Source organism: Mycolicibacterium sp. SMGY-1XX (genome assembly GCF_059132455.1).
The window spans coordinates 6,603,761-6,625,008 of sequence record NZ_CP101139.1 but is presented as its reverse complement, the minus strand read 5'-3'; the positions used below and the strand labels follow the sequence as shown (position 1 = coordinate 6,625,008).

Sequence of the window (21,248 nt, the reverse complement as noted above, 5' to 3'; positions counted from 1 at the left end):
GTGGACTTCGAGATGGGAAGCGGCGCAGAAGAACTGCGTGGGCAGCTACGCGATCTGGTGCACCGGCACGTGCCCGCCGGGTTCCTCGGCGCCTTCACCGACGATCCGGCGGATCTGGCGGTGGCACAACAGTTCTGCCGCACCCTGGCCGAGCAGGAGTTGCTGTGTATGGCGTGGCCGGAGGAGTTCGGCGGCCGCGGCGCCACCGTGTGGGAACAGACCGTGGTCCGCGAGGAGATGTGGGCCCATCACGAACCACGCGGCGCACAGTACATGGGGGTCAACTGGGTGGGCCCGATCATCATGCGCCACGGCACGCACGCGCAGCAGCGCACACATCTGCCGCCGATCGCCCGCGGCGAGGTGATCTGGTGCCAGGGCTTCTCCGAACCGGAGGCCGGTTCCGATCTGGCGTCGCTGCGCACCTTCGCTCGCCGCGACGGTGACAGCTGGCTGATCAGCGGTCAGAAGATCTGGACGTCGTACGCCACCATGGCGCAGTGGTGCTTCCTGCTGGCACGCACCACCAGGTACGTCGAAGGCGCCGCCAAGAAGCAGCACGGCTTGACGATCTTCCTGGTGCCGATGGACGACCCGGCCATCCAGGTGCGGCCGATCCGCACCATGCTGGGGCCGCACCACCTCAACGAGGTGTTCTTCGACGACCTGCGGGTCACCGACGCCGACGTGCTCGGCACCGTCGACGCGGGCTGGTCGATCGTGCAGGACGTGATGTCGTTCGAGCGGGTGGGGATCGCCAGGTACGCCCGGTGCGAGCGACTGCTTGCGCTGGCGCCCGAGGCCGTGGGTGAGCGTTGGGACGGCCTGCCCGAGGAGTTGCGCGGCCGGTGGGCGCGGATGCTGACCCATTGCCGGCGTGCCCGGTTGATGGCCTACCGGGTGGTCGCCATGCAGGCGCAGGGTCGGGTGAATCCCGGGGATGCCGCAGCGTATCGCATCGCAGTGACCAAACTGGACCAGGACAGCGCCGAGGTGTTGATGGAGATTGCGGCCGGGCTGCCCGCGACCGATCACTTCCGGGCCGAGGTGGAGGATCACTGGCGGTACGCACAGGCCTCCACCGTCTCCTCCGGCAGTATCGAGATGCAGCGGATCCTGTTGTCACGCAGCATGTTGGCGGCGCAGCGGTGAACCTCGAACTGTCCGCCGAGGCGGTGGAATACGGAAAGCAGGCGCGGCGCGCATTCCAGGCCGCCGGAGGTGATCAGCTGGTCATCGAAGCCGAAGCCAAACCGCAACTGCGTGAGACCCTGGTCGGCCCGGCACTTGCCGAGCTCGGTGCGTGGGAGCTGGAGCCGCGCGCCGACGCGGAATCCCTCGAGGCCGCCGCGGCGCTGTGCCGCAGCGCCGGGTACTGGGCGCTGCCGTACCCGGTGGCCGAGCGGTTGGCCCGCCCGGCCGATCTCCAGGTCGACGGTGTGGTGGTGGTGGACGAGGCGCGCGCCGAGGCAGGTCTGGCGGGTCTGGACAACCGTTGGGCCGCAGTCGGTATCGACGGCAGGCGCAGCGTGGTGACGGGCGTACGCGGGACGGGTGCGGCCTTCACCGGCGAGTTGGCGCTCGACCACATCGACGACAACGGCGGCGAGGATCTGAGGCTGGCACTGGTGTTGCCGTGCTGGACCCTGCTCGGCATGCTCGACCGGGCCATCGACGAGACGGTGGCCCATGTCGGATTACGCAAGCAGTTCGGTCAGCCGCTGTCCGGCTTCCAGGGCGTGCAGTTCCAACTCACCGACGCCGAGGTGGAACGAAGCGGGTTGGACATCCTGGCCAAGTACACACTGTGGAGCCTGAACGGCATGTCGGGCCTCGAGGACGCGCTGGCGCTGAGGATGGCCGCCATCGAAGCCGCAGAGGTGGTGTTCCGGGTGTGTCATCAATTGCACGGTGCCGTGGGGTTCTGCGATGAGACCACCGTGTCCTGGCTGTCGCGGTACAGCCAACCGCTGCGCAGGCTGCCGTTCGGCTTGTCAGCGACGCGGGCCCATTTGACCCGGCGACTCGGCCGTCGTGGTCTGACCGGGTTGTTCGTGCCGTGACTGCCGGTCTCGACGCTTTCCGCACACAGGTCCGGCAGTGGTGTCGCGAGCATGTGCCCAGCGACTGGCGCACGTCGCAGACCGGTGCCGACGACCACACCTTCGTTGACTTCCAGAAGGCGTGGTTCGCCGAATTGCACAGCGCGGGTTACGCGGTTCCGCACTGGCCGGCCGAGTGGGGTGGCGGGATGCCGGTGGCCGAGCAGGTCGTCTTGTACCAGGAACTCGCGGCGCATGACGCGCCGCGCCTGGTCCTGGCCTTCGTCGGGATCCACCATGCCGCATCGACATTGTTGATGGCCGGAACCGATGAACAGCGCCGAAAGCACCTGCCCGCGATCCTGGACGGTGAGATCTGGGTGCAGGGCTTTTCGGAGCCGGAGGCCGGTTCGGACCTCGCGAGCCTGCGTACCACCGCACGCCGTGACGGCCGTACTTTTGTGGTCAACGGCCAAAAGCTCTGGGCCAGCGGAGGACTGCACGCCGACTGGTGCCTCCTGTTGGCGCGGACGGACCCGTCTGCACCCAAGCGCAAGGGTATCTCGTACTTCCTGATGGACATGGCCACACCGGGTGTCGAGGTGCGGCCCATCCGTAATGCGGTGGGCGATTCGCATTTCTGCGAGATCTTCCTCAACGACGTCGAGATCCCCGAGACCAACCTGGTGGGCGCGGAGAACGACGGCTGGCGGGTGGCGCAGGCGACTCTGGGCGCCGAGCGGGGCATGACGATGCTGGAGCTGGCGGAGCGGTTGGGGCATGCGGGTTTCCGGTGGCTGGTCGAGTTGTGCCGAATCCACCAAGCCGATGATGCGCGGGTACGGGATCGACTGGCGCAGTTCGATATCGAGATCACCGGTCTGCGCGGGCTGACCCGCCAACTCGTACAGTCCGAGGGTGGCGGGCCCGCGGACGCGTCGATCGTCAAGTTGTACTACAGCGAACTGCTGCAGCGGCTCACCGATTTCGGCACCGAGATCGGCGGTCTGGACGCTCACACCCACATCCGCAAACCACTGTCGAGCGGCTGGGAATCCGGCGCCTGGGCACTGGATTTCATCGGGTCCTGGGAGTGGACCATTCCCGGGGGCGCCAGCGAGATCCAGCGGACCATCATCGGCGAGCGTGGGCTGGGCCTGCCGCGAGAGCCGAGCGCGGTATGACCGAGTTTGCCGAACTGCATGACGAATTGCGCTCTGTGGCAGCGGATTTGCTCGCCAAAGAGGAAGCCGGTGTGACCTGGAAGCTGCTGGCGCAGGCCGGCTGGACCGGGTTGGAGGTGCCCGGACTTCTCGACGGCGCGGACGCCACGTTCCGGGAGACCGCGGTGATCCTGATCGAGATCGGGCGGGCCGCCGCGCGTACGGGTTACCTCGGTGGCACGCTCGCGGTGGGGGTGTTACTGGCGGCTCACCGCAACGGTGTGCGCGACGAACTGCTGGCCGGCATGGCCGCCGGATCGTCGGCGGTGGCGGTCGCCCTCGGCGATGACCACCAGAATGCCTGCTTCACACCAGGTTTCACCGTGGCGGAGTCATCGGCGGGGTGGCGGGTGCAGGGCAGAGCCCGATTCGTTCCCGATGGCGGCGCCGGCGTCCTGTTGCTGGTGACGCAGGACCCGTCGGGAGAACCGGTGGTTGCGGTGGTGCCGTCGGGCAGCCCGGGCCTGACCGTCACGGCGCAACCGGTGACCGACCAGACGCGCGATCTGCGTGTGATCGTCGCCGAGGGGGTGACGGTGGAGGCGCGGTCGGTGTTGCGGTTCGCCGGTGACCCGCGAGAAGCCCTGCGGTTGCTGGCCGCCCGCGCCGCCACTGCGGTGGCCCTCGACAGCCTCGGCCTCAGTGAGGCGATGCTCGCGCGCACGGTGTCCTACGTCGGTCTGCGTCAACAGTTCGGCCGGCCCATCGGCTCCTTCCAGGCCGTCAAGCACGCCTGCGCCGACATGCTGGTGCAGATCGCGGTGACGCGTCAGCTGGTCCAGGAGGCAGTGGAGGCCGTGGCGAGCGCGCGCCCGGACGCCGGCGTGGCGGCGTCGAAGGCGAAAGCGTTCGCCGGTGAATCGGCCGTCGAAATCGCCGGTAAGGCACTGCAGTTGCACGGTGGCATCGGGTACACCTGGGAAAGCGGCGTGCCTGCGTACCTGAAGCGGGCGACGCTCAACCGTGCTCTGGCGGGCTCGCCGGCCGCGCACCGGCAGCTGATCGCGCAGCAGTATCTGGATTGACAGATCAAGGGTTGACCGGAGACCTCAGGTGTCGTAATACTTAGGTGTATGCCTAAGCAATCCGGCGCCGTGATGACGGGTGAACCGCTGGACGGTGTTTTCCACGCGCTTGCGGATCCCACCCGCCGCGCCGTGATCGAGAGGCTGAGCCGGGGCCCCGCGTCCACCTCGGAACTGGCCCGGCCGTTCTCGATGGCGTTGCCGTCCTTCACCCAGCACATGACGGTGCTGGAGCATGCCGGCCTGGTGGCGTCGAACAAGGCGGGCCGGGTCCGGACGTACCAGCTGACCGCTGACCATCTGGCCACAGCGGAAACCTGGCTCTCACAACAGCACTCGCGCTGGGAGCGCAGGCTCGACCAGCTCGATGAATTTCTGACCCGTGGCGGGTCTACCTGATCGACCGCCACCTGACCAAGGAGTAATTGCCATGACCGAACTTCGCCCCGTCGACGTCGACCCCACCACCGACCTGGTTCTGGACCGGTTTGTCGACGTGAACCCCAGGGCCGTATGGGACGCCTGGACCATTCCCGACCAGCTGGTGCAGTGGTTCACCCCGGCGCCGTGGTCGACGGTGGCGGTCGAGGTGGATCTGTGGCCCGGCGGGAAGATGCACACCGTGATGGCCTCGCCCGAAGGTGAGCAATACCCGTCCACCGGGTGCTACCTCGAGGTGGTCGATGGCCGTCGGCTCGTCTTCACGTCGGCGCTGGGGCCGGGGTACCGACCGGTTCCGGTGCCGGAGGGCGAGTTCCACTTCACCGCGATCATCGACATCGTGGCCGAAGGTAGTGGCACCCGCTACACCGCAACCGCGCTGCACGACAGCGAATCCGCGCGCAAACAGCATGAGGCAATGGGCTTCGCCGACGGTTGGGGCGCCGCCCTGGACCAGATGGTCGCGCTGATCAAGGCGCGTTGACGGCAACGGGCCCTCACCTGTGCAGGTGAGGGCCCGCGCCTGGCGGCGAAGGGGGTTACGCCGCCACGTCCTTGTCGCTCGCGTCGGAGCTGTCGGAGTCGGAATCACCCGTTTCGTTGGCCGAATCGTCTGTGCTGTCGGCCTTTTCGCTTTCGTCCGCCGGCTCTTCCTCGCTTGCCGGCTCCTCTTCTTCGGCGGCGGGCTCTTCCTCGGCTGCCGGCTCTTCCTCAGCGGCCGGCTCCTCCTCGGCTGCCGGCTCCTCCACCGGGGCCTCCGTTTCCTCGGCCGGCACCTCGGCCTCGTCGGTCACCGGTTCCTCGACCGGCTCGTCATCGACGACGGGCACGGCGGGCTCAACGCCGGACGGTTCGGGTGCAGCGGCCTCGTCTGCGGGCTCGGAGACCACGGCCGGCGCGGCGCCGGGCACATCCAGGGTCACCGTTGCCGCGGGCTCGGTGGTGAGGGCGGATACCTCATCGGTGGCCGCGGTTTTGGCCAGCGACGAGTTGGCGCCGAGCGCACCGGCGATGGCGCGCGGGAGGGTGATGAACAGGCCCTGGACCAGACCACCGGCAAAACTGTCCAGAGACAGCAGACCCGGGAGGAAGCTGCCGTCGGCGGCCTCGAAACCGTTGAGCAGTGCACCGGTCATGACCGCCGGGATGTTCACCACGGCGGTGACCGCGGCAAGCAGGTCCCCGGCCTCGAGGGAGTCGAGGACATCCTGGGCCGTGGCGCCGAGCGCGTTGATCGGGTTGATGATGGGCCCGAGAACACCGGTCAGCAGAGGCAATGCCGTGGTCAGGCTGAACATCGCGGTGACCACGTCGGCGGCGTTCTGAGCGATCTTCGACGGAATGTCGAGCACGCCCGACTCGAACAGGGGCAAGCCGAACCCCACGATGATGGTTCCGGTGATCAGGGCCCCGGACAGGGCGGAGACGGCCCCGCCGATGTTGCCGGCGGCGAACAGTTGCTTTGCGCGCTCGATTTCGACGGCTGCCCCGTACGGGTTGTCCGGGGAGAAGTACTCACCGAGACCGGCCACCACACCGTTGGCGGCGGCGGCCAGGGTTTCGATGTACCCGATCTGGTTGGCCGCGAGCTGCCGGAGGATCGGCGCGGGGTCGGAGAGCCAGTTCTGGCCCAGCGCGCCGGCGTTGTCGACCGCCTTCGACAGGACCTGAACCCACAGCTCGAGAGGATTGGCAAGTGACGTCAGATCGACGGCAGCCGTCGAGATGGCCGGAACGGTGACATCGGAGAGCGGAGTGCTCACCGGCGACAACGGGCTGATTGCCAGAGCGCTCGCTCCGACGACGGCGACACCCGTTGCTAGGTACGACCGGGCTGCAACGTACATGGACTCTCCTTGACGAGAACGTAAGAAATGGGCAGCCGGAATCTACTCCACAGTAAGTTGACAAAGAGTCGCTTTTCGTAAAAACAGATTCGCCTTGGATGACGACTGTCAAGTCGAGCAAATGCGTTTGCGGCATCGGAAAGCTAGCTGTTCAGACGCACTGCAACCAGGTTGGTTGCGTTTTGCAAAGCTTTGCCGGTCGCGGACATTTGTCCGTCGGTGGATCGAACGTCCACCCGGGGACTGGCGTCTGCGTCAATATCACCGCAGGTGGTGCGGTGCGGGAACTCATCTCTCGTGGTAGTTCACAACACAAGGACGAGAAGGTTGCCACGAACCAGGGGTACACGGCCCTGCGTCGCCGCGCCCCGGGAGTGGGGGCTGGCAAAACCGGCACGTCGTCGGATCGAGGGCCGCCCGGTTTCGCCGCCAGAGTGGCGCTGCAACCGGGTGGCATCCACTGCCACTTCGAAAGCAACCGTTGTCAAAAGCGGGCGCGAGCGCGCGTGTTCGTACGGGATCTGCGGCGTGCCGCCGTACAGACACGCGCGCTCGCGGAGAGTGGGGTGTCGTCGCGAGAGGGGGACCTTCAGAAGATGTTCTTGTGGGGGACGTCGGTCACCAGGCCGCCGTCCATGACGAACTCACTGCCCGTCGCGAAGGAGGACTCGTCGCTGACGAGGAACACGATGAACGTCGCGACTTCCTCCGATTTGCCGGGCCGGCCGAGCGGGGCCGTCACCATGTCGTCGGGGAAGTGTTTGGTCATCGGGGTGCGGATGAAGCCGGGGTGAATGGAGTTCACCCGGATGTTGTCGGGGCCCAGCTCCAGTGCGGCCGACTTGGCCAGGCCGCGGACCGCCCACTTGGACGCGACGTAGGGGTGCACCATCGGTGCGCCCCGCAGGCCTTCGATCGACGACACATTGATGATGGACCCGCCGCCGGCGGCTTTCATCTGCCCGACGACGGCCTGCATGCCGAGGAACGTCCCGGTCAGGTTGACGTCGATGACCTTCTGCCACTTGGCCATATCGAACTTGCCGATCTTGCCCAGTGCGACGATGCCGGCGTTGTTGACCAGTGCGGTGAGCCCGCCGTAGGTGTCGACAGCGGTCTTGACCGCGGCGTCCCACTGCTCGGCGTCGGTGACGTCGAGGTGGACGTAGCGCGCTGATCCCGATTCTGCGGCACACAGCTCCGCGGCCAGCGCTTCCCCCTTCTCGTCGAGGATGTCGCCGATCACCACCTTCGCGCCCTCGGCGACGAGCAACTTGGCGTGTGCGGCACCCATGCCCTGTGCGCCGCCGCTGATCAGTACAACTTTTCCGTCCACGCGTCCCATGAGGCGTCAGGCTACCCGACCGCGGAAAAACTAGAACATGTTTCAATTCCGTGCCTGAGCCCGCATACTGCCAATCATGACCATCCGCGTCGCACTCGTGGGCACCGGCAATTGCGGCCGCATCGCCCTGACCCAGCTGATCGAGGACCCCCGCTTCGAACTCACCGCGGTGGGGGTTTCCACGGACGACAAGCTGGGCATGGACGCGGGCGACCTCGCGGGCCTCGACGTGACGACCGGAGTCGTGGCCACCAGAGGGCTCGACGGGGTACTGGCCACCAGACCCGACTGTCTTGTCTACTGCGCCATGGGCGACACCCGGCCCATCGAGGCCACCCGGGACGTCACCGCTGCGCTGGCGGCCGGCATCAACGTCGTCGGATCGGCGCCCGGTGGGTTGCAGTTCCCCTGGGGGGTGATGCCGGACAAGGCCATCCAGCGTGTCGAAGACGCGGCGCAACAAGGCAATTCGACAGTGTTCATCACCGGCGTGGACCCGGGTTTTGCCACCGACCTGATGCCGTTCGCGCTGGCGGGCACCTGTCAGCGGATCGAGCAGATCCGCACCATGGAGATCGCCGACTACGCCACCTATGACGGCGAGGTGGTGATGAAGATCGTGATGGGCTTCGGCAATCCGATCGACCAACCGGGCATGCTGCTGCTGCCCGGGGTCCTCAGCGCGGCCTGGGGGACGGCGCTGAAGATGTTGGCGGCGGGGATCGGGGTCGAGCTCGACGAGATCACCGAGAACTACGAGTTGGAGCCCGCACCCGAGGACATCGAGACGGCCCTCGGCGTCATCGAGAAAGGCACCGTGGCCGCAATGCGCTTCGAGATCAACGGTATGGCCGGCGGCAAACCGGTGGTGGTGGTCGAACACATCACCCGCGTGCGGGAGGATCTGCGGCCGGACTGGGCCCAGCCCGCACAGCCGGGTGGTTCCTACCGCGTCGAGATCACCGGCGAACCGTCGTATGCCGTCGACATCTGCCCCACCAGCAGCCGCGGTGACCACAATTACGCGGCCATCCTGGTGGCGGCCGGCCGGATCGTGAACGCGATTCCCGACGTCGTCGCAGCTCCGCCGGGGATTCGCACCACGCTGGACATGCCGCTGGTTACCGGGAAAGGCGTATACCGAAGTTAAAGCAGCTGACTGTAAACTGTCTTCTCGTTGGACGAGAGGATGGTTTCCATGACAGCGCCAGGGACACTCAAGCGGGTCATCACCGGTGCCTCCATCGGCAACGCCGTCGAGTGGTTCGACTTCGCCATCTACGGCTTTCTGGCCACCTTCATCGCCGCGAACTTCTTTCCCAGCGGCGACGAGACGGCGGCACTGCTCAACACCTTCGCGATCTTCGCCGCGGCCTTCTTCATGCGCCCACTCGGGGGCTTCGTGTTCGGCCCGCTCGGGGACCGGATCGGCCGGCAGCGGGTGCTGGCGATCGTCATCCTGCTGATGTCGGCCGCCACCCTGGCGATCGGGTTACTGCCCACCTACGCCACCATCGGCGTGGCGGCGCCCCTGCTGCTCCTGCTCCTGCGCTGTCTGCAGGGCTTTTCCGCCGGGGGTGAATACGGCGGCGGCGCAGTCTATCTCGCCGAGTACGCGCGCGATGACAACCGTGGCAGGACGGTCACCTTCATGGCATGGTCCGGGGTGGTGGGTTTTCTGATCGGATCCGTGACCGTCACGCTCCTGCAGGCGGGGCTGTCCGCCGAGGCCATGGACGCCTACGGCTGGCGCATCCCGTTCCTGATCGCCGGCCCGCTGGGGCTCGTAGGGCTCTACATCAGGCTGAAACTCGACGACACCCCGGAGTTCACCGCCCTCAGCGAATCCGACGACGTGGCCGCATCACCGCTGCGGGAGGCAGTGCGTGACGCCGGCCCGGCCATCGTGCGGGTGATCGGATTGTTCATCCTGTTCAACGTCGGCTACTACGTGGTGTTCACCTTCCTTCCGACGTACTTCATCAAGAACCTGGAGTTCAGCAAGACCCAGGCATTCGCCTCGGTGACGGCCGCCAGCCTGGTGGCGATCGTGCTGATCCTGCCGTTCGCCGCACTGTCGGACCGGATCGGCCGCCGGCCGCTGTTGCTCGGTGCAGCAGTGGGTTTCGTGGTACTCAGTTACCCGCTGTTCCTGCTGATGACGTCGGGTTCGGTGGCGGCGGCCATCGCGGGACACTGCGCGCTGGCCGTGCTGGAATCGATCTTCGTCTCGACCGCGGTGACAGCGGGGGTGGAGATGTTCGCCACCCGGGTCCGCTACAGCGGCTTCTCGATCGGCTACAACATCTGCGTTGCACTGTTCGGCGGAACCACGCCGTACGTCGTCACCTGGCTGACCGACCGCACCGGCAACATCCTGGCCCCGGCGATCTATCTCAGTGTCGCGGCCGTCGTCTCCCTGATCACCGTGCTGACCATCAGGGAGACAGCGAAACAGCCTCTGCTGCAACGGCTTTAGCCCAACGGTAGTCCGCCTTTCCCGCAGGGGAGCGCACCACCTTCGGGGTGCGGACGAATGCCTTGGGGACCTTGTACCCGGCGATGGTGCGCCGGCAGACCTCGATGAGCTCGTCGTCGGTGACCGAGGTGCCGTCGACCAGCTGGACCACGGCGACCACCTCGCTGCCCCAACGCTCGGACGGCCGCCCGGCCACCACCACGTCGTAGACGTGAGGGTGCGCGGCGATGGCGCGCTCCACCTCTTCGGCGAAGATCTTCTCGCCACCGGAGTTGATGGTCACCGAATCGCGGCCCAGAAGTTCGATGCGGCCGTCCGCCAGGGCGCGGGCCCGATCGCCGGGAACCGACCAGCGCACACCGTCGATTGTCGGGAAGGTACGCGCCGTCTTGGCTTCGTCGCCCAGATAGCCCAGCGGGATCAGGTCGCGCCGGGCCAACCATCCTTCGCCGTCGCCGGGGGCCAGTACCCGGCTGAAATCGGCGGCCACGACGGCGGTGTCGGCCTGCGGGGTGAACACCGGTGAGGTGCCGGAGTCGTCGCCCGCTTCAGTGTTCGCGAGTGTGGTCATCTGCTGACCGGACTCCGACGAGCCCACCGCGTCGATCAGCAGGACATGCGGCAGTGCGGCCCGGATCCGGTCCCGCACGGTCGGTGACATCGGCGCTCCGCCGTTGGTGATGGAGATCAGGCCGGACAGGTCGTAGTCGCCGGTCTCGATCTCGTCGATCAGCGGTCGCGCCATCGCATCACCGACCACCGGGATGCTGAGCACCTTCTCCCGCTCGACCAGCCGCAGCACGTCGGCCACGCGGAAGCGCTCGACGTCGTCGGGGATCGCGATCCAGCCGCCCATGGTGATGATGTTGTAGGCCGCCCACTGCGCCGCGCCGTGCATGAACGGCGGCAACATCAGCAGCGACATCGCCCCGGCGGCCGCTTTCACCCGCTCGGCGATCTGCTCGTAGGACGTCAGCGCCTCGCTGCTGCCGAAGGGCCGGCCGCCCATCGCGGAGATGAAGATGTCGTGCTGCCGCCACAACACGCCCTTGGGCATGCCGGTGGTGCCGCCGGTGTAGAGGATGTAGAGGTCGTCACCGGTCGGGGCGGGCATACCCTCGGCAGGTGCCGGCGTGGTTACGATCGACTCGTAATCCACGGCCCCGGGCAGCAATTCGTTGCCCGTGTGATCGGCCACCTGGATCAGCACCTTCAGATGCGGAAGCCGGTCCCGGATGGCGGCCACCCGCGGCGCGAACTCGGCGTTGTAGACCACCGCGGTGGCTTTCGAGTCGTTGAGCAGGTACAGCAGCTCGTCCTCGACGTAGCGGTAGCTGACGTTGAACGGCGCCACCCGGGCGCGATACGCGGCGACCATCGACTCCAGGTACTCATTGCCGTTTCGCAGGTACAGCCCGATGTGGTCCTGTCCGGATTCGTGGCCGCCCAGGTCGCTGCGCTCGGTGTGGCAGCCCAGGCCCACCGATGCCAGATAGTGCGCCACACCGTCGATGCGGCCGTCGAGTTCGGCATAGGTCAACCGCCGCCCACGCCAGAGCAGCGCGGTGTGATCCGGGATGGTGCTGGCAACGGTGGCGAAAACGCTCGACAGGTCGAAGGTGTCGCGGCTCATGGCACCAATCTAGAACACGTTCTAGTCGGCGATGCGGTTAACTCTTCTTCTTCTCCCGCCACACCCGCTCGAACGGCAGCCGCCACCCGTTGGGGGCGATCAGCTGATGGATGGCGTTGGGACCCCAGGTGCCCTGCGGGTACATCTTCACCGGCGGCGGGTCGTCGAGCAGCTGAGCCGAACGCTCCCACAACGATTCGATACCTTCGGCGGTGGTGAACAACGTGTGGTCACCGCGCATGGCGTCCAGGATCAGGCGTTCGTAGGCCTCGAGCACATCGGAGACGTATTCGGTTTCCTGGGTGGAGAACTGCATCGAGAGCTTCTCCAGCTTCATCCCCGGCCCGGGCCGCTTGCCGTAGAACGACAGCGACACCTTCGATGAGTCGGCCAGGTCGAAGGTCAGGTGGTCGGGGCCCTGCGAGCCCACTCCCGAGCCGGGCGGGAACATGGTGCGCGGGGCTTCCTTGAACGCGATCGAGATGATGCGCTGCCCTTCGGCCATCCGCTTGCCGGTGCGCAGGTACACCGGGACCCCGGCCCACCGCCAGTTGTCGATCGCGACCTTGAGGGCGATGAACGTCTCGGTGTCGGAATCCCTTGCCACGCCGGGCTCTTCGCGGTAGCCGGTGTACTGGCCGCGGACCACGTTGGCGGGGTCGATCGGCAGCATGGACCGGAAGACCTTGTTCTTCTCCTCGCTGATGGCCCGCGGTTCCAGTGCGGTGGGCGGTTCCATCACCACGAACGCCATCACCTGGAACAGGTGTGTCACCACCATGTCCTTGTAGGCGCCGGTGCTCTCGTAGAAGTTGGCCCGCTGGTCCAGGCCGAGCGTCTCGGGGATGTCGATCTGGATGTGGTCGATGAAATTGCGGTTCCAGATCGGTTCGAACAAACCGTTGGCGAACCGGAAGGCCAGGATGTTCTGGGCTGCTTCCTTGCCGAGGAAGTGGTCGATCCGGAAGATCTGACGCTCCCGGAAGGTCTGGTGGACGAAGTCGTTGAGTTCGACGGCACTGGCCAGATCGGTGCCGAACGGTTTCTCCATCACCACCCGCGAGCGATCCACCAGGTCGGCCTCCCGCAACATGGTGATGACGGCGTGTGCGGCCTTCGGCGGCACCGAGAGATAGTGCAACCGCCGGACATCTGGTCCGAGCTCACCTTCGGCCTGTCGGACCGCGGCGGCCAGGGCGTCCGGACCGGCGCCCTGCGGCACGTAGGACACCCTCGAGGCGAACGCCGCCCACTCCTCGTCGGTGAGCTTGTGGTTGCCGAACGAGTTGATGGCCTCGCGGGCCAGCGCCCGGAACTCGTCGTCGGACAGGTCCTCCAGCGATGTGCCCACCACTCTGATCTTGGGGGCCAGCGCCGACTTGACCAGGTATGCCATCCCCGGCAGCAGTTTTCGCTTGGCCAGGTCGCCGGTGGCGCCGAAGAGCACGATGACATGCGGGGTCAGCGGCTCTTCTCCGCGGCGCGGGCGGGCGCTGGGCGACGGGTACGCGATCGTCTGAGGGTTGTTGGTGGCCATCTGACGGATGATCCCAGGATGAGAGGACCGGCGCAGGACGTCCGGGTGAACTTCGCCCCGCCGGAATCAACCGCGGCGGTGGCGCGCTGGATGGGGCATGAGCCCCGAGGAAATCAGCGTCGATCTTGTTGTCATCGGTTTCGGTAAAGGCGGTAAGACGCTGGCCGCGGCACTGGGCGCGCAGGGCCGGCGGGTGATCATGGTGGAGCAGTCCGCGCGGATGTACGGCGGCACCTGCATCAACATCGGCTGTGTGCCGACCAAATCAATGGTCTATCAGGCCGAACACCTCGACGCCGGGGCGTCGCACGATGCCGAGTATCGGGCTGCGGTGCAGACCACCCAGGAGCTGACCGCACTGCTGCGCGGCAAGAACTTCGCCATGCTGGACAACCTCGAGACCGTGACGGTGCTGACCGGACGCGCCGAATTCGCCGACGCCAACACCGTCGAGGTCACCGCGGACGACGGTGACCGTTACCGTCTCCGCGCACCCCACATCGTGATCGGCACAGGATCGGAACCGGTGTTGCCCGACATTCCCGGGCTGGCCGGCAATGAACGGGTGGTCACGAGCACCGAACTCCTGGTGCATGACAATCTGCCCGCGCGCCTGGTGGTGCTCGGCGGTGGTTATGTCGGGCTGGAGTTCGCGGCGATGTTCGCCGGGTACGGCTCGGCGGTGACGGTGCTCGAGAAGCACGAGCGCATCCTGGGCGGCGAGGACGACGATATCGCCGCCAGTGTCGGCGATATCCTCACCGAGGCCGGGGTCAAGCTGCTGACCGCTGCGCAGGTGACCGAAATCGACGGTGGCCGTGTTCATTTCGTGCACGACGGGGCAGCGGCCACCGTGGACGCCGATGTCATCCTGGTGGCACTGGGACGTCGGCCGGTGACCGCGGGGCTGGGGCTGGACAGGGCCGGGGTGGATCTGCGGGCCGACGGGTCGGTTCTCGTCGACGAGCATCTGCGCACCAGCCGGCCGCACATCTTCGCGGTGGGCGACGTCAACGGCGGCCCACAGTTCACCTACATCTCACTCGATGACTACCGCATCGTGGCCGGCCAACTGGCCGGCTCCGGTGTGCGCAGCACCGCCGACCGCGTGGCGGTGCCGTACTCGTTGTTCGTCACCCCGCCGTTGTCGCGGGTGGGATTGACCGAGCGGGCGGCCCGCGCGGCCGGGTACCGGGTCAAGGTGGCCGCGATGCGGGTCGCCGACATGGCGACGGTACCGCGGGCCCGCATCGTCGGTGACCCCCGCGGGATGATGAAGGTGGTGGTCGACGCCGACACCGACACCATCCTGGGCGCCGCCCTGTTGAGCCACGATTCGCATGAGGTGATCAACACGGTGGCCCTGGCCATGCGCCACGGCATCACCGCCTCGGCGCTCCGGGACGAGATCTATACCCACCCGTCGATGACGGAGGCGTTCAACCAGCTCCTGGGTGCCCTGCACTGAGGCCCGGTCGCAGAGGCGGCGACGAAGGAGTCAGGGGGGCCGGGCGTGAAGTGAGGTAATGTCACCCTCCGATAATGAGAACCTGATTCTCGAACACGTCGAAGGAGTGGGGCATTGCCGAAGGGATACGTCATCATCACCGAAGACATCAAGGACGCCGAGGCGATGAAGGCCTACGGGGAAGCCGCGATGAAAGCGATGGGTGGCGCCACGGTGCTGGCCGCCGATCGCAAGGCCGAGACCATCGAAGGTGAATGGCACGGTTCGCAGACCGTGCTCCTGGAGTTCGACTCGGTGGACGCCGCCAAGGCCTGGTACTACTCCGACGAGTACCAGGCGGCGGCGAAGCTGCGTCAGGCCGCTGCCGACTGCAACGGCGTCATCATCTCCGGGTTCTGATGTCTGACGGCGCCGGCACTCCTCCGTCGGCCGCCGCTAGGTGTTCCGGCCGCCGTTGACCCCGAGGATCTGGCCGGTGATGTAACCGGCCTCCTCGGAGGCCAGGAATGCCACCGCGGCGGCGATGTCCTCGGGCTTGCCGATCCGGCGCACCGGGGTGGCCTCGATGGTCTTGTCGATATCCCCGAGGAAACCGCGGTCGGCGGCTTTGCGCAGCATCGGGGTGTCGATGAAACCGGGCGGCACCGCGTTGACCGTGACACCGGTGGGACCGAACTCCAGCGCCAGCGACTTCGTGAGCCCATTGACGCCGGACTTGGCCGACACGTAGTGCGACATGTACGGCGTGCCGGAATGCGTGCTCGACGACGAGATGTTCACGATGCGGCCCCAGCCGGCCTCGGTCATCTCCGGCAGCACCGCCTGGACCATGTGGAACACGCCGTGCAGGTTGACGTTCACGACGTTCTGCCAGTCGTCGAACGAGATCTTCAGAAACGGTTTGAAGCCGTCCAAGCCGGCGGCATTGACCAGGATCCCCACCGGACCCAGGTCGTCGTGAACCTGGGCCAGCGCGGTATCGATCGCGGCGCGGTCGGTGACGTCGACGGCGTAGGAGTACTTCGCCTCTCCCGGATTGAGGTCGAACACCGCGATCTGGTGGCCGTCCTCGGCCAGTCGCTCGGCAATGGCTTTGCCGATACCGGAGGCACCGCCGGTCACCACGGCGACTCTGGGGGTGTCGTTGCGCGCAGGCATCGCGTGTCCTTTCCTGGGGCTGGTTGTCAGTTGTTGTTCAGGCTTTACGGCGGGGCACCCGCAGACCCAGGGCCTTTCGGCCGGCGTCCACCAGGTGTTCGCGCAGTGCGTCACGGTCGAGGTTGACGAACGTCGGGCCCGAGGCTCCGGCCATGCCGGCGAGCACCACGGCCGCTTTGACCATGCCGGCCGGCCCGGGCTCCACATCGGCCAGCAGTCGCATCTGGCGCTCGATCAGCTCGTCCCACTCGCGGCGGGTGCGCAGCATCTCGCCCACTGCGGGGTCGGCCGCCAGCACGGCCACCACCCGGTTGTCGACGGCCAACTGGGCGAAACCGGTCAGCATGTGATCGGCGCGCGCATGGGCGCCGCGAAGCTGCTCGGCGGCGCCGATCACCACGGTGAGCTGCTCGAGAATCGGGGCCACCACCGCGTCGAGCAACTGCTCGCGGGTCCGGAAGTGGTGGTAGATGGCGGCTTTCGTGAAGCCGAGCTCGTCGGCGATCATCTGCAGTGATGTGCCGGCGAAGCTGTGTCTGGTGAACAGATCGACGGCGACATCGATCAATCGCTGGCGCGTGTCGACTTCGACGGGGGAAGGGGTGGCCATGCGGTTGATCCCTTCTCCCGAGTCTGCAAAACGCTGTACCAACTTTACGATCGTATAGTAGCTTACTAGTCGATCGTAAAGGAGAGTGCCACGTGTCAGATCTCGCGAAGACGGAACTCGAGACCCTCAACTTCTTCACCGACCAGACCCTTGTCGCCGACCCGTACCCCTATATGGAGGCCATGCGCAGCGGCTGCCCGGTCCGTCGTGAACCGCACCAGAACGTCATGGTGGTGACCGGTTACGACGAAGCCCTGGCGGTGTTCGGCGACTCGGAGAACTTCTCCTCCTGCACCGCGGTCACCGGGCCGTTCCCCGGCTTTCCGGTACCGCTGGAAGGCCGGTCCGAGAGCGAGATCGCGGAGCTGATCGACACGCACCGCGCCGAACTGCCGTTCAGCGACCAGGTGACCGTGATGGACCCGCCGACGCATACCGCGCACCGGGCCCTGCTGATGGGGCTCATCACCCCCAAGCGGCTCAAAGAGAACGAAGAGTTCATGTGGGACCACAACGACAAGGTGCTCGACCCGTACCTTGCCGGCGGAAGTGGTGAGTACATCAAGGGTTTCGCCGCACCGTTCACCCTGGCGGTGATCGCCGATCTGCTCGGTGTGCCGCTGGAGGACCGGGCCGAGTTCGCCAAGCGGATGGATCACAGCCAGGGTGGCGTCGGCAGCACCGGCGAGGGCTCGCTGTCGCACAGCCCGCTGGAGTACCTGTACGAGAAGTTCTCCGCCTACATCGCCGACCGCCGCAGCCACCCGCGTGCCGACGCGCTGACCGAGATGGCCAACGCGAAGTTCCCCGACGGCTCCACCCCCGAGGTCATGGACGTGGTGCGCATCGCCGCCAACCTCTACACCGCGGGCCAAGAGACCACCGTCCGTCTGCTCAGCTCCGCGCTGATGGTGCTCGCCGAACGCAAGGACGTCCAGGATCAGCTGCGCAAGGAACCCGGCAAGATCCCCAACTTCATCGAGGAGATGCTGCGCATCGAGAGCCCCGTCAAGGGTGACTTCCGGCTGGCGCGCAAGACCATGACCATCGGCGGTGTCGAGATTCCCGCGGGCACCACCGTGATGGTGATGAACGGTGCGGCCAACCGCGATCCTCGCCAGTTCCCCGATCCCGACACCCTCGACGTCGACCGGTCGAATGCCCGGCGCCACATCGCCTTCGGCCGCGGTGTGCACTCGTGCCCGGGCTCACCGCTGGCGCGGGCCGAAGCCAAGGTGGCCCTGGATCGAATGCTGGCCCGCACCAACGACATCCGGCTGTCGGAGGAGCATCACGGTCCGGTGGGAAACAGGCGTTTCACCTACGTCCCGACGTTCATCCTGCGCGGAGTGACCGCGCTGCACCTGGAGTTCGACGTCAAATGAGGGCCCGCGTGGACGACGCCCTGTGCCGCGGACACGGGGTGTGTGAGGCGGTGTGCCCGGACGTGTTCTGGGTGACCGACGACGGTTACGCCGAAGCCCAGGAGGGTGACGTGGCCCCCGAGCACGAGGATGGCGTGCGCGAGGCGGCGCAAGCGTGCCCCGAACACGCGATCACCGTGAGCTGACCGCCTTCGGCAGTGCGGCCGGCTCGTAGCGCACGAATGTCCGGGTGAAGGTGGCCGCGCCGTGCGACATCGACCGCAGGTCGATCGCATACCGCACCAACTCCTGCTGCGGCACTTCGGCTTTGACCTCCGTGGTGCCGTCGGCGCTGGTGTCGGTGCCCAGCACCCGTCCGCGCCGCCCGCACAGGTCGCTCATCACGGTGCCCACCAGATCGTCGGGCAGCACCACCGAGACCTGATCCACCGGCTCCAGCACCGCCAGCTCGGACCGGGCGGCGGCATCACGCAGCGCCAGCGCACCGGCCATCTGGAAGGCGTGATCCGAGGAGTCCACGCTGTGTGCCTTGCCGTCGACGAGCGTGACCCTGATGTCGACGAGCGGATTCCCTGATTCCAGCCCCCTCTCCATCTGCGCGCGGACACCCTTCTCGACACTGGCGATGAACTGCCGCGGCACCGCGCCGCCGACCACCTTGTCGACGAATTCGAACCCGGTGCCTTCCGGCAGCGGGTCCACTTCGATGTCACACACCGCGAACTGGCCGTGCCCGCCGGACTGTTTCACATGCCGGCCGTGCCCGGTCGCCGACTCGGTGAACGTCTCGCGCAGCGGGATTCGCAGGTCTACGGTGTCCACGCCGACCCCGAAGCGGTGCGACAACGCCTCGAGCGCCACCCCGGCGTGCGCCTCACCCATGCACCACAACACGATCTGATGCGTCTCCGGGTTCTGTTCGATGCGCAACGCCGGGTCCTCGGCGGCCAGGCGCGCGATACCGCCGGCCAGTTTCTCCTCGTCGGATTTGGCGTGCGGGGCAATGGCGATGGGCAACAACGGTTCCGGCATCGTCCACGGCCGCAGCACCAGAGGATCGGCCTTGTCGGACAGGGTGTCACCGGTCTCGGCGCGCGTCAGCCGCCCGATCGCGCAGATGTCGCCCGCTACCACCGACGGGGCGGGACGCTGCTGTTTACCGAGCGGGAAGGTCAGCGCTCCCACGCGCTCGTCCTCGTCGTGGTCATCATGGAAGGAGTTGGCCGCCGCGTCCCCGAAGAACGCCGAAAAATGGCCCGACACATGCACAGTGGTGTCGGGCCTGATGGTGCCGGAGAACACCCGGGCGAGGCTGACCCTCCCGACATAGGGATCCTGCGTGGTCTTCACCACCTCCGCCAGCAGTGCACCGTCCGGATCGCAGGACAGGGGCTGATGGGACTTGCCCACCGGGGTGAACACCTGGGGGAGGGGATGCTCGGACGGCGACGGGAATCCCCGGGTCGCGATGTCCAGCAGTTCGTCGAGGCCCACGCCGGTGGTGCTGCACACCGGGATCACCGGGTGGAAGGACCCGCGGGCCACGGCGTTCTCGAGGTCGGCGATCAGCACGGCCTCGTCGATCTGCTCACCGCCGAGGTAGCGCTCCATCAGCGACTCGTCTTCGGATTCCTCGATGATGGCCTCGATCAACGACGGGTCGTCGAGGAGGCCCACGAGACGGTCGGGTTCCGGGCGGTACAGCGGAGCCACCCTCTCGCCGAACGCTTCTCGAGCCTCGGCCAGGACGGCCGGGTAATCGGCTCTGCCATGGTCGAGCTTGGTGATGGCCACTGCCCGCGGCATGCCGACATCGCTGCATTCATGCCACAGCGCCTTGGTTGCGGCGTCGACTCCGTCATTCGCGGCGATGACGAACAGCGCGCAGTCCGCGGCGCGGAGCCCCGCCCGGAGCTCACCCACAAAATCGGCGTAGCCGGGTGTGTCGATCAGGTTCACCTTGATGCCGCGGTATTGCAGTGAGGCCAGCGCCAGACCGACCGAACGTTGCTGGGCTATCTCGGCGTCGTCGTAATCGCAGACCGTGCTGCCCTCGGGCACCGAACCGGCCCGCGTCAGCACCCCGGCCGCGACCAGGAGTGCTTCGATCAGAGTCGTCTTGCCCGCGCCGGACGCGCCGACGAGGACGATGTTGCGGATGGCCTCCGGTGCGGTGGCAGTGGGCGCTGCGTCGCGGGACGCGTTCGTCTTGTCAGCCATGACGGTCCTCCTGCCACCCGATTGTGCTCGGATGGGGCCGCCGGCACGGCCGAATGGCGGAACCGGCTGAGATCAGGCGTTGATGACGATCGGGTCGCCCACGCTGACCGTGTCGAAGTACCAGGCGGCATTGTCGGGACTCAGATTGATGCAGCCGTGACTGACGTTGGCGTACCCCTGTGAGCCCACCGACCACGGTGCCGAGTGCACGTAGACACCGCCCCAGGTGACCCGCACGGCGTAGTTGACGTCGAGCAGGTAGCCCTCAGAGGAGTCCAGCGGGATACCGATGGTCCGGGAGTCCATCACCACGTCACGCTCCTTGGCCAGCGCGGTGAACGATCCGACGGGGGTGGGAAATCCCGACTTGCCCATCGAGGCGGGCATCTCCCTGGCCACCACACCGTCGATACTGACCACGAAGGTGTGCGCGGAGATGTCGGCCACCGCCAGCACCTCCGCCCCGGTGTTGAAGCTCAGCGGTGTGCCGGCGACGGACAACCGGATGGTCGAGTGCGCCGGCCAGAATCGCTGCGGGGTGACCCGCAGTGTGTCGGGGGTTGGCCAATCAAACTGAACCGCAGAGTCTTTCGGCTCGAGAATGGTCACCGAATCCTCGATGACGCGCCGGTTGACCGGTCCGCCGAAGGTGATGTCGACGGGATGCCCGACGCCCACGCGATCCCCTGCCGCGGGCACCACGTCGGTGACGGGGGTGGTGGGGACCGCCGCCGAGGCCGGCCCGGGCGAGCCCGTGGGCACCATCAGGACCGAGATAGCCAGAACGAGGATGAATCGAAGCGCATGCCGCACGGTGATCCTCCCTTCACTGCGG

At 66.9% G+C, this 21,248-nt stretch carries 20 protein-coding genes; 12 read left to right on the top strand and 8 right to left on the bottom strand.

Annotated features, from left to right (window positions below; translation table 11 throughout):
- Genes NL241_RS31625 through NL241_RS31600 form a run of 6 tightly spaced genes read left to right on the top strand, consistent with a single transcriptional unit; the run spans position 1 to position 5,215 of the window.
- Entirely contained in the window at positions 1 to 1,152 is a 1,152-nt protein-coding gene (locus NL241_RS31625) for an acyl-CoA dehydrogenase family protein (RefSeq protein WP_487690503.1), read from the top strand.
- Positions 1,149 to 2,063: an acyl-CoA dehydrogenase family protein gene (locus NL241_RS31620; RefSeq protein WP_494396039.1), complete on the top strand. Its 915-nt coding sequence runs from the start codon at positions 1,149 to 1,151 to the stop codon at positions 2,061 to 2,063. The genes NL241_RS31625 and NL241_RS31620 overlap by 4 nt, the downstream gene beginning before the upstream one ends.
- Positions 2,060 to 3,226, top strand: a complete 1,167-nt coding sequence (locus NL241_RS31615; RefSeq protein ID WP_494396038.1) for an acyl-CoA dehydrogenase family protein — start codon at positions 2,060 to 2,062, stop codon at positions 3,224 to 3,226. The genes NL241_RS31620 and NL241_RS31615 overlap by 4 nt, the downstream gene beginning before the upstream one ends.
- The gene (locus NL241_RS31610; protein WP_494396037.1) at positions 3,223 to 4,290 is read left to right on the top strand and encodes an acyl-CoA dehydrogenase family protein; all 1,068 of its coding nucleotides are present in this window, start codon (positions 3,223 to 3,225) and stop codon (positions 4,288 to 4,290) included. The genes NL241_RS31615 and NL241_RS31610 overlap by 4 nt, the downstream gene beginning before the upstream one ends.
- 48 nt (positions 4,291 to 4,338) lie before the next feature.
- On the top strand, positions 4,339 to 4,689 hold the full coding sequence (locus NL241_RS31605; protein WP_487690507.1) for an ArsR/SmtB family transcription factor: 351 nt from the start codon (positions 4,339 to 4,341) through the stop codon (positions 4,687 to 4,689).
- A gap of 31 nt (positions 4,690 to 4,720) precedes the next feature.
- Positions 4,721 to 5,215 (top strand): SRPBCC family protein, encoded by a 495-nt coding sequence (locus NL241_RS31600; RefSeq protein ID WP_487690508.1) that lies wholly within the window; start codon positions 4,721 to 4,723, stop codon positions 5,213 to 5,215.
- Between the two features lie 55 nt (positions 5,216 to 5,270).
- Here the strand turns inward: NL241_RS31600 and NL241_RS31595 are convergent, their stop codons facing one another.
- Together NL241_RS31595 and NL241_RS31590 are read right to left on the bottom strand one after the other, a co-directional pair.
- A complete protein-coding gene (locus NL241_RS31595) occupies positions 5,271 to 6,578 on the bottom strand; it encodes a hypothetical protein (protein ID WP_494396036.1) in 1,308 nt (435 codons plus the stop codon).
- A gap of 589 nt (positions 6,579 to 7,167) precedes the next feature.
- Entirely contained in the window at positions 7,168 to 7,923 is a 756-nt protein-coding gene (locus tag NL241_RS31590) for a glucose 1-dehydrogenase (protein WP_487690510.1), read from the bottom strand.
- A 76-nt stretch (positions 7,924 to 7,999) separates the two neighbouring features.
- On the opposite strand from NL241_RS31590, the gene NL241_RS31585 reads away from it, so the two are divergent.
- Both NL241_RS31585 and NL241_RS31580 read left to right on the top strand, forming a co-directional pair.
- A complete protein-coding gene (locus tag NL241_RS31585) occupies positions 8,000 to 9,073 on the top strand; it encodes an NAD(P)H-dependent amine dehydrogenase family protein (protein ID WP_494396035.1) in 1,074 nt (357 codons plus the stop codon).
- Between the two features lie 48 nt (positions 9,074 to 9,121).
- A complete protein-coding gene (locus NL241_RS31580; protein ID WP_494396034.1) occupies positions 9,122 to 10,402 on the top strand; it encodes an MFS transporter in 1,281 nt (426 codons plus the stop codon).
- On the opposite strand, the gene NL241_RS31575 is transcribed toward NL241_RS31580, so the two are convergent.
- On the bottom strand, positions 10,362 to 12,035 hold the full coding sequence (locus tag NL241_RS31575) for an acyl-CoA synthetase (protein ID WP_494396033.1): 1,674 nt from the start codon (positions 12,033 to 12,035) through the stop codon (positions 10,362 to 10,364). The two genes, NL241_RS31580 and NL241_RS31575, sit on opposite strands and share 41 nt — an antisense overlap.
- Positions 12,036 to 12,072: 37 nt before the next feature.
- Positions 12,073 to 13,572, bottom strand: coding sequence for a glucose-6-phosphate dehydrogenase (gene zwf, locus NL241_RS31570; RefSeq protein WP_487690516.1), 1,500 nt, complete (start codon positions 13,570 to 13,572; stop codon positions 12,073 to 12,075).
- A gap of 97 nt (positions 13,573 to 13,669) precedes the next feature.
- Here zwf and NL241_RS31565 point away from each other — a divergent pair, with 97 nt between their 5' ends.
- Together NL241_RS31565 and NL241_RS31560 are read left to right on the top strand one after the other, a co-directional pair.
- Positions 13,670 to 15,040 carry an FAD-dependent oxidoreductase gene (locus NL241_RS31565; RefSeq protein WP_494396032.1) on the top strand — a complete coding sequence of 457 codons (1,371 nt, stop codon included), beginning with the start codon at positions 13,670 to 13,672 and terminating at the stop codon, positions 15,038 to 15,040.
- Between the two features lie 114 nt (positions 15,041 to 15,154).
- Positions 15,155 to 15,439 (top strand): DUF1330 domain-containing protein, encoded by a 285-nt coding sequence (locus NL241_RS31560; protein ID WP_487690519.1) that lies wholly within the window; start codon positions 15,155 to 15,157, stop codon positions 15,437 to 15,439.
- Positions 15,440 to 15,475: 36 nt separating this feature from the next.
- Here NL241_RS31560 and NL241_RS31555 read toward each other — a convergent pair whose 3' ends face one another.
- Together NL241_RS31555 and NL241_RS31550 are read right to left on the bottom strand one after the other, a co-directional pair.
- On the bottom strand, positions 15,476 to 16,198 hold the full coding sequence (locus NL241_RS31555) for an SDR family NAD(P)-dependent oxidoreductase (RefSeq protein WP_494396031.1): 723 nt from the start codon (positions 16,196 to 16,198) through the stop codon (positions 15,476 to 15,478).
- A 37-nt stretch (positions 16,199 to 16,235) separates the two neighbouring features.
- Positions 16,236 to 16,808, bottom strand: coding sequence for a TetR/AcrR family transcriptional regulator (locus NL241_RS31550; RefSeq protein ID WP_494396030.1), 573 nt, complete (start codon positions 16,806 to 16,808; stop codon positions 16,236 to 16,238).
- A 173-nt stretch (positions 16,809 to 16,981) separates the two neighbouring features.
- Here NL241_RS31550 and NL241_RS31545 point away from each other — a divergent pair, with 173 nt between their 5' ends.
- Both NL241_RS31545 and NL241_RS31540 read left to right on the top strand, forming a co-directional pair.
- Positions 16,982 to 18,193, top strand: coding sequence for a cytochrome P450 (locus NL241_RS31545; RefSeq protein ID WP_494398426.1), 1,212 nt, complete (start codon positions 16,982 to 16,984; stop codon positions 18,191 to 18,193).
- A complete protein-coding gene (locus tag NL241_RS31540) occupies positions 18,190 to 18,378 on the top strand; it encodes a ferredoxin (RefSeq protein WP_487690524.1) in 189 nt (62 codons plus the stop codon). Before NL241_RS31545 ends, NL241_RS31540 begins: the two co-directional genes overlap by 4 nt.
- Here NL241_RS31540 and NL241_RS31535 read toward each other — a convergent pair.
- Together NL241_RS31535 and NL241_RS31530 are read right to left on the bottom strand one after the other, a co-directional pair.
- Positions 18,365 to 20,413 carry an elongation factor G gene (locus NL241_RS31535; RefSeq protein WP_487690526.1) on the bottom strand — a complete coding sequence of 683 codons (2,049 nt, stop codon included), beginning with the start codon at positions 20,411 to 20,413 and terminating at the stop codon, positions 18,365 to 18,367. The genes NL241_RS31540 and NL241_RS31535 overlap by 14 nt on opposite strands.
- A gap of 72 nt (positions 20,414 to 20,485) precedes the next feature.
- Complete coding sequence (locus NL241_RS31530) at positions 20,486 to 21,226, bottom strand: L,D-transpeptidase (protein WP_487690528.1); 741 nt, start codon at positions 21,224 to 21,226, stop codon at positions 20,486 to 20,488.
- Positions 21,227 to 21,248 lie beyond the last annotated feature (22 nt).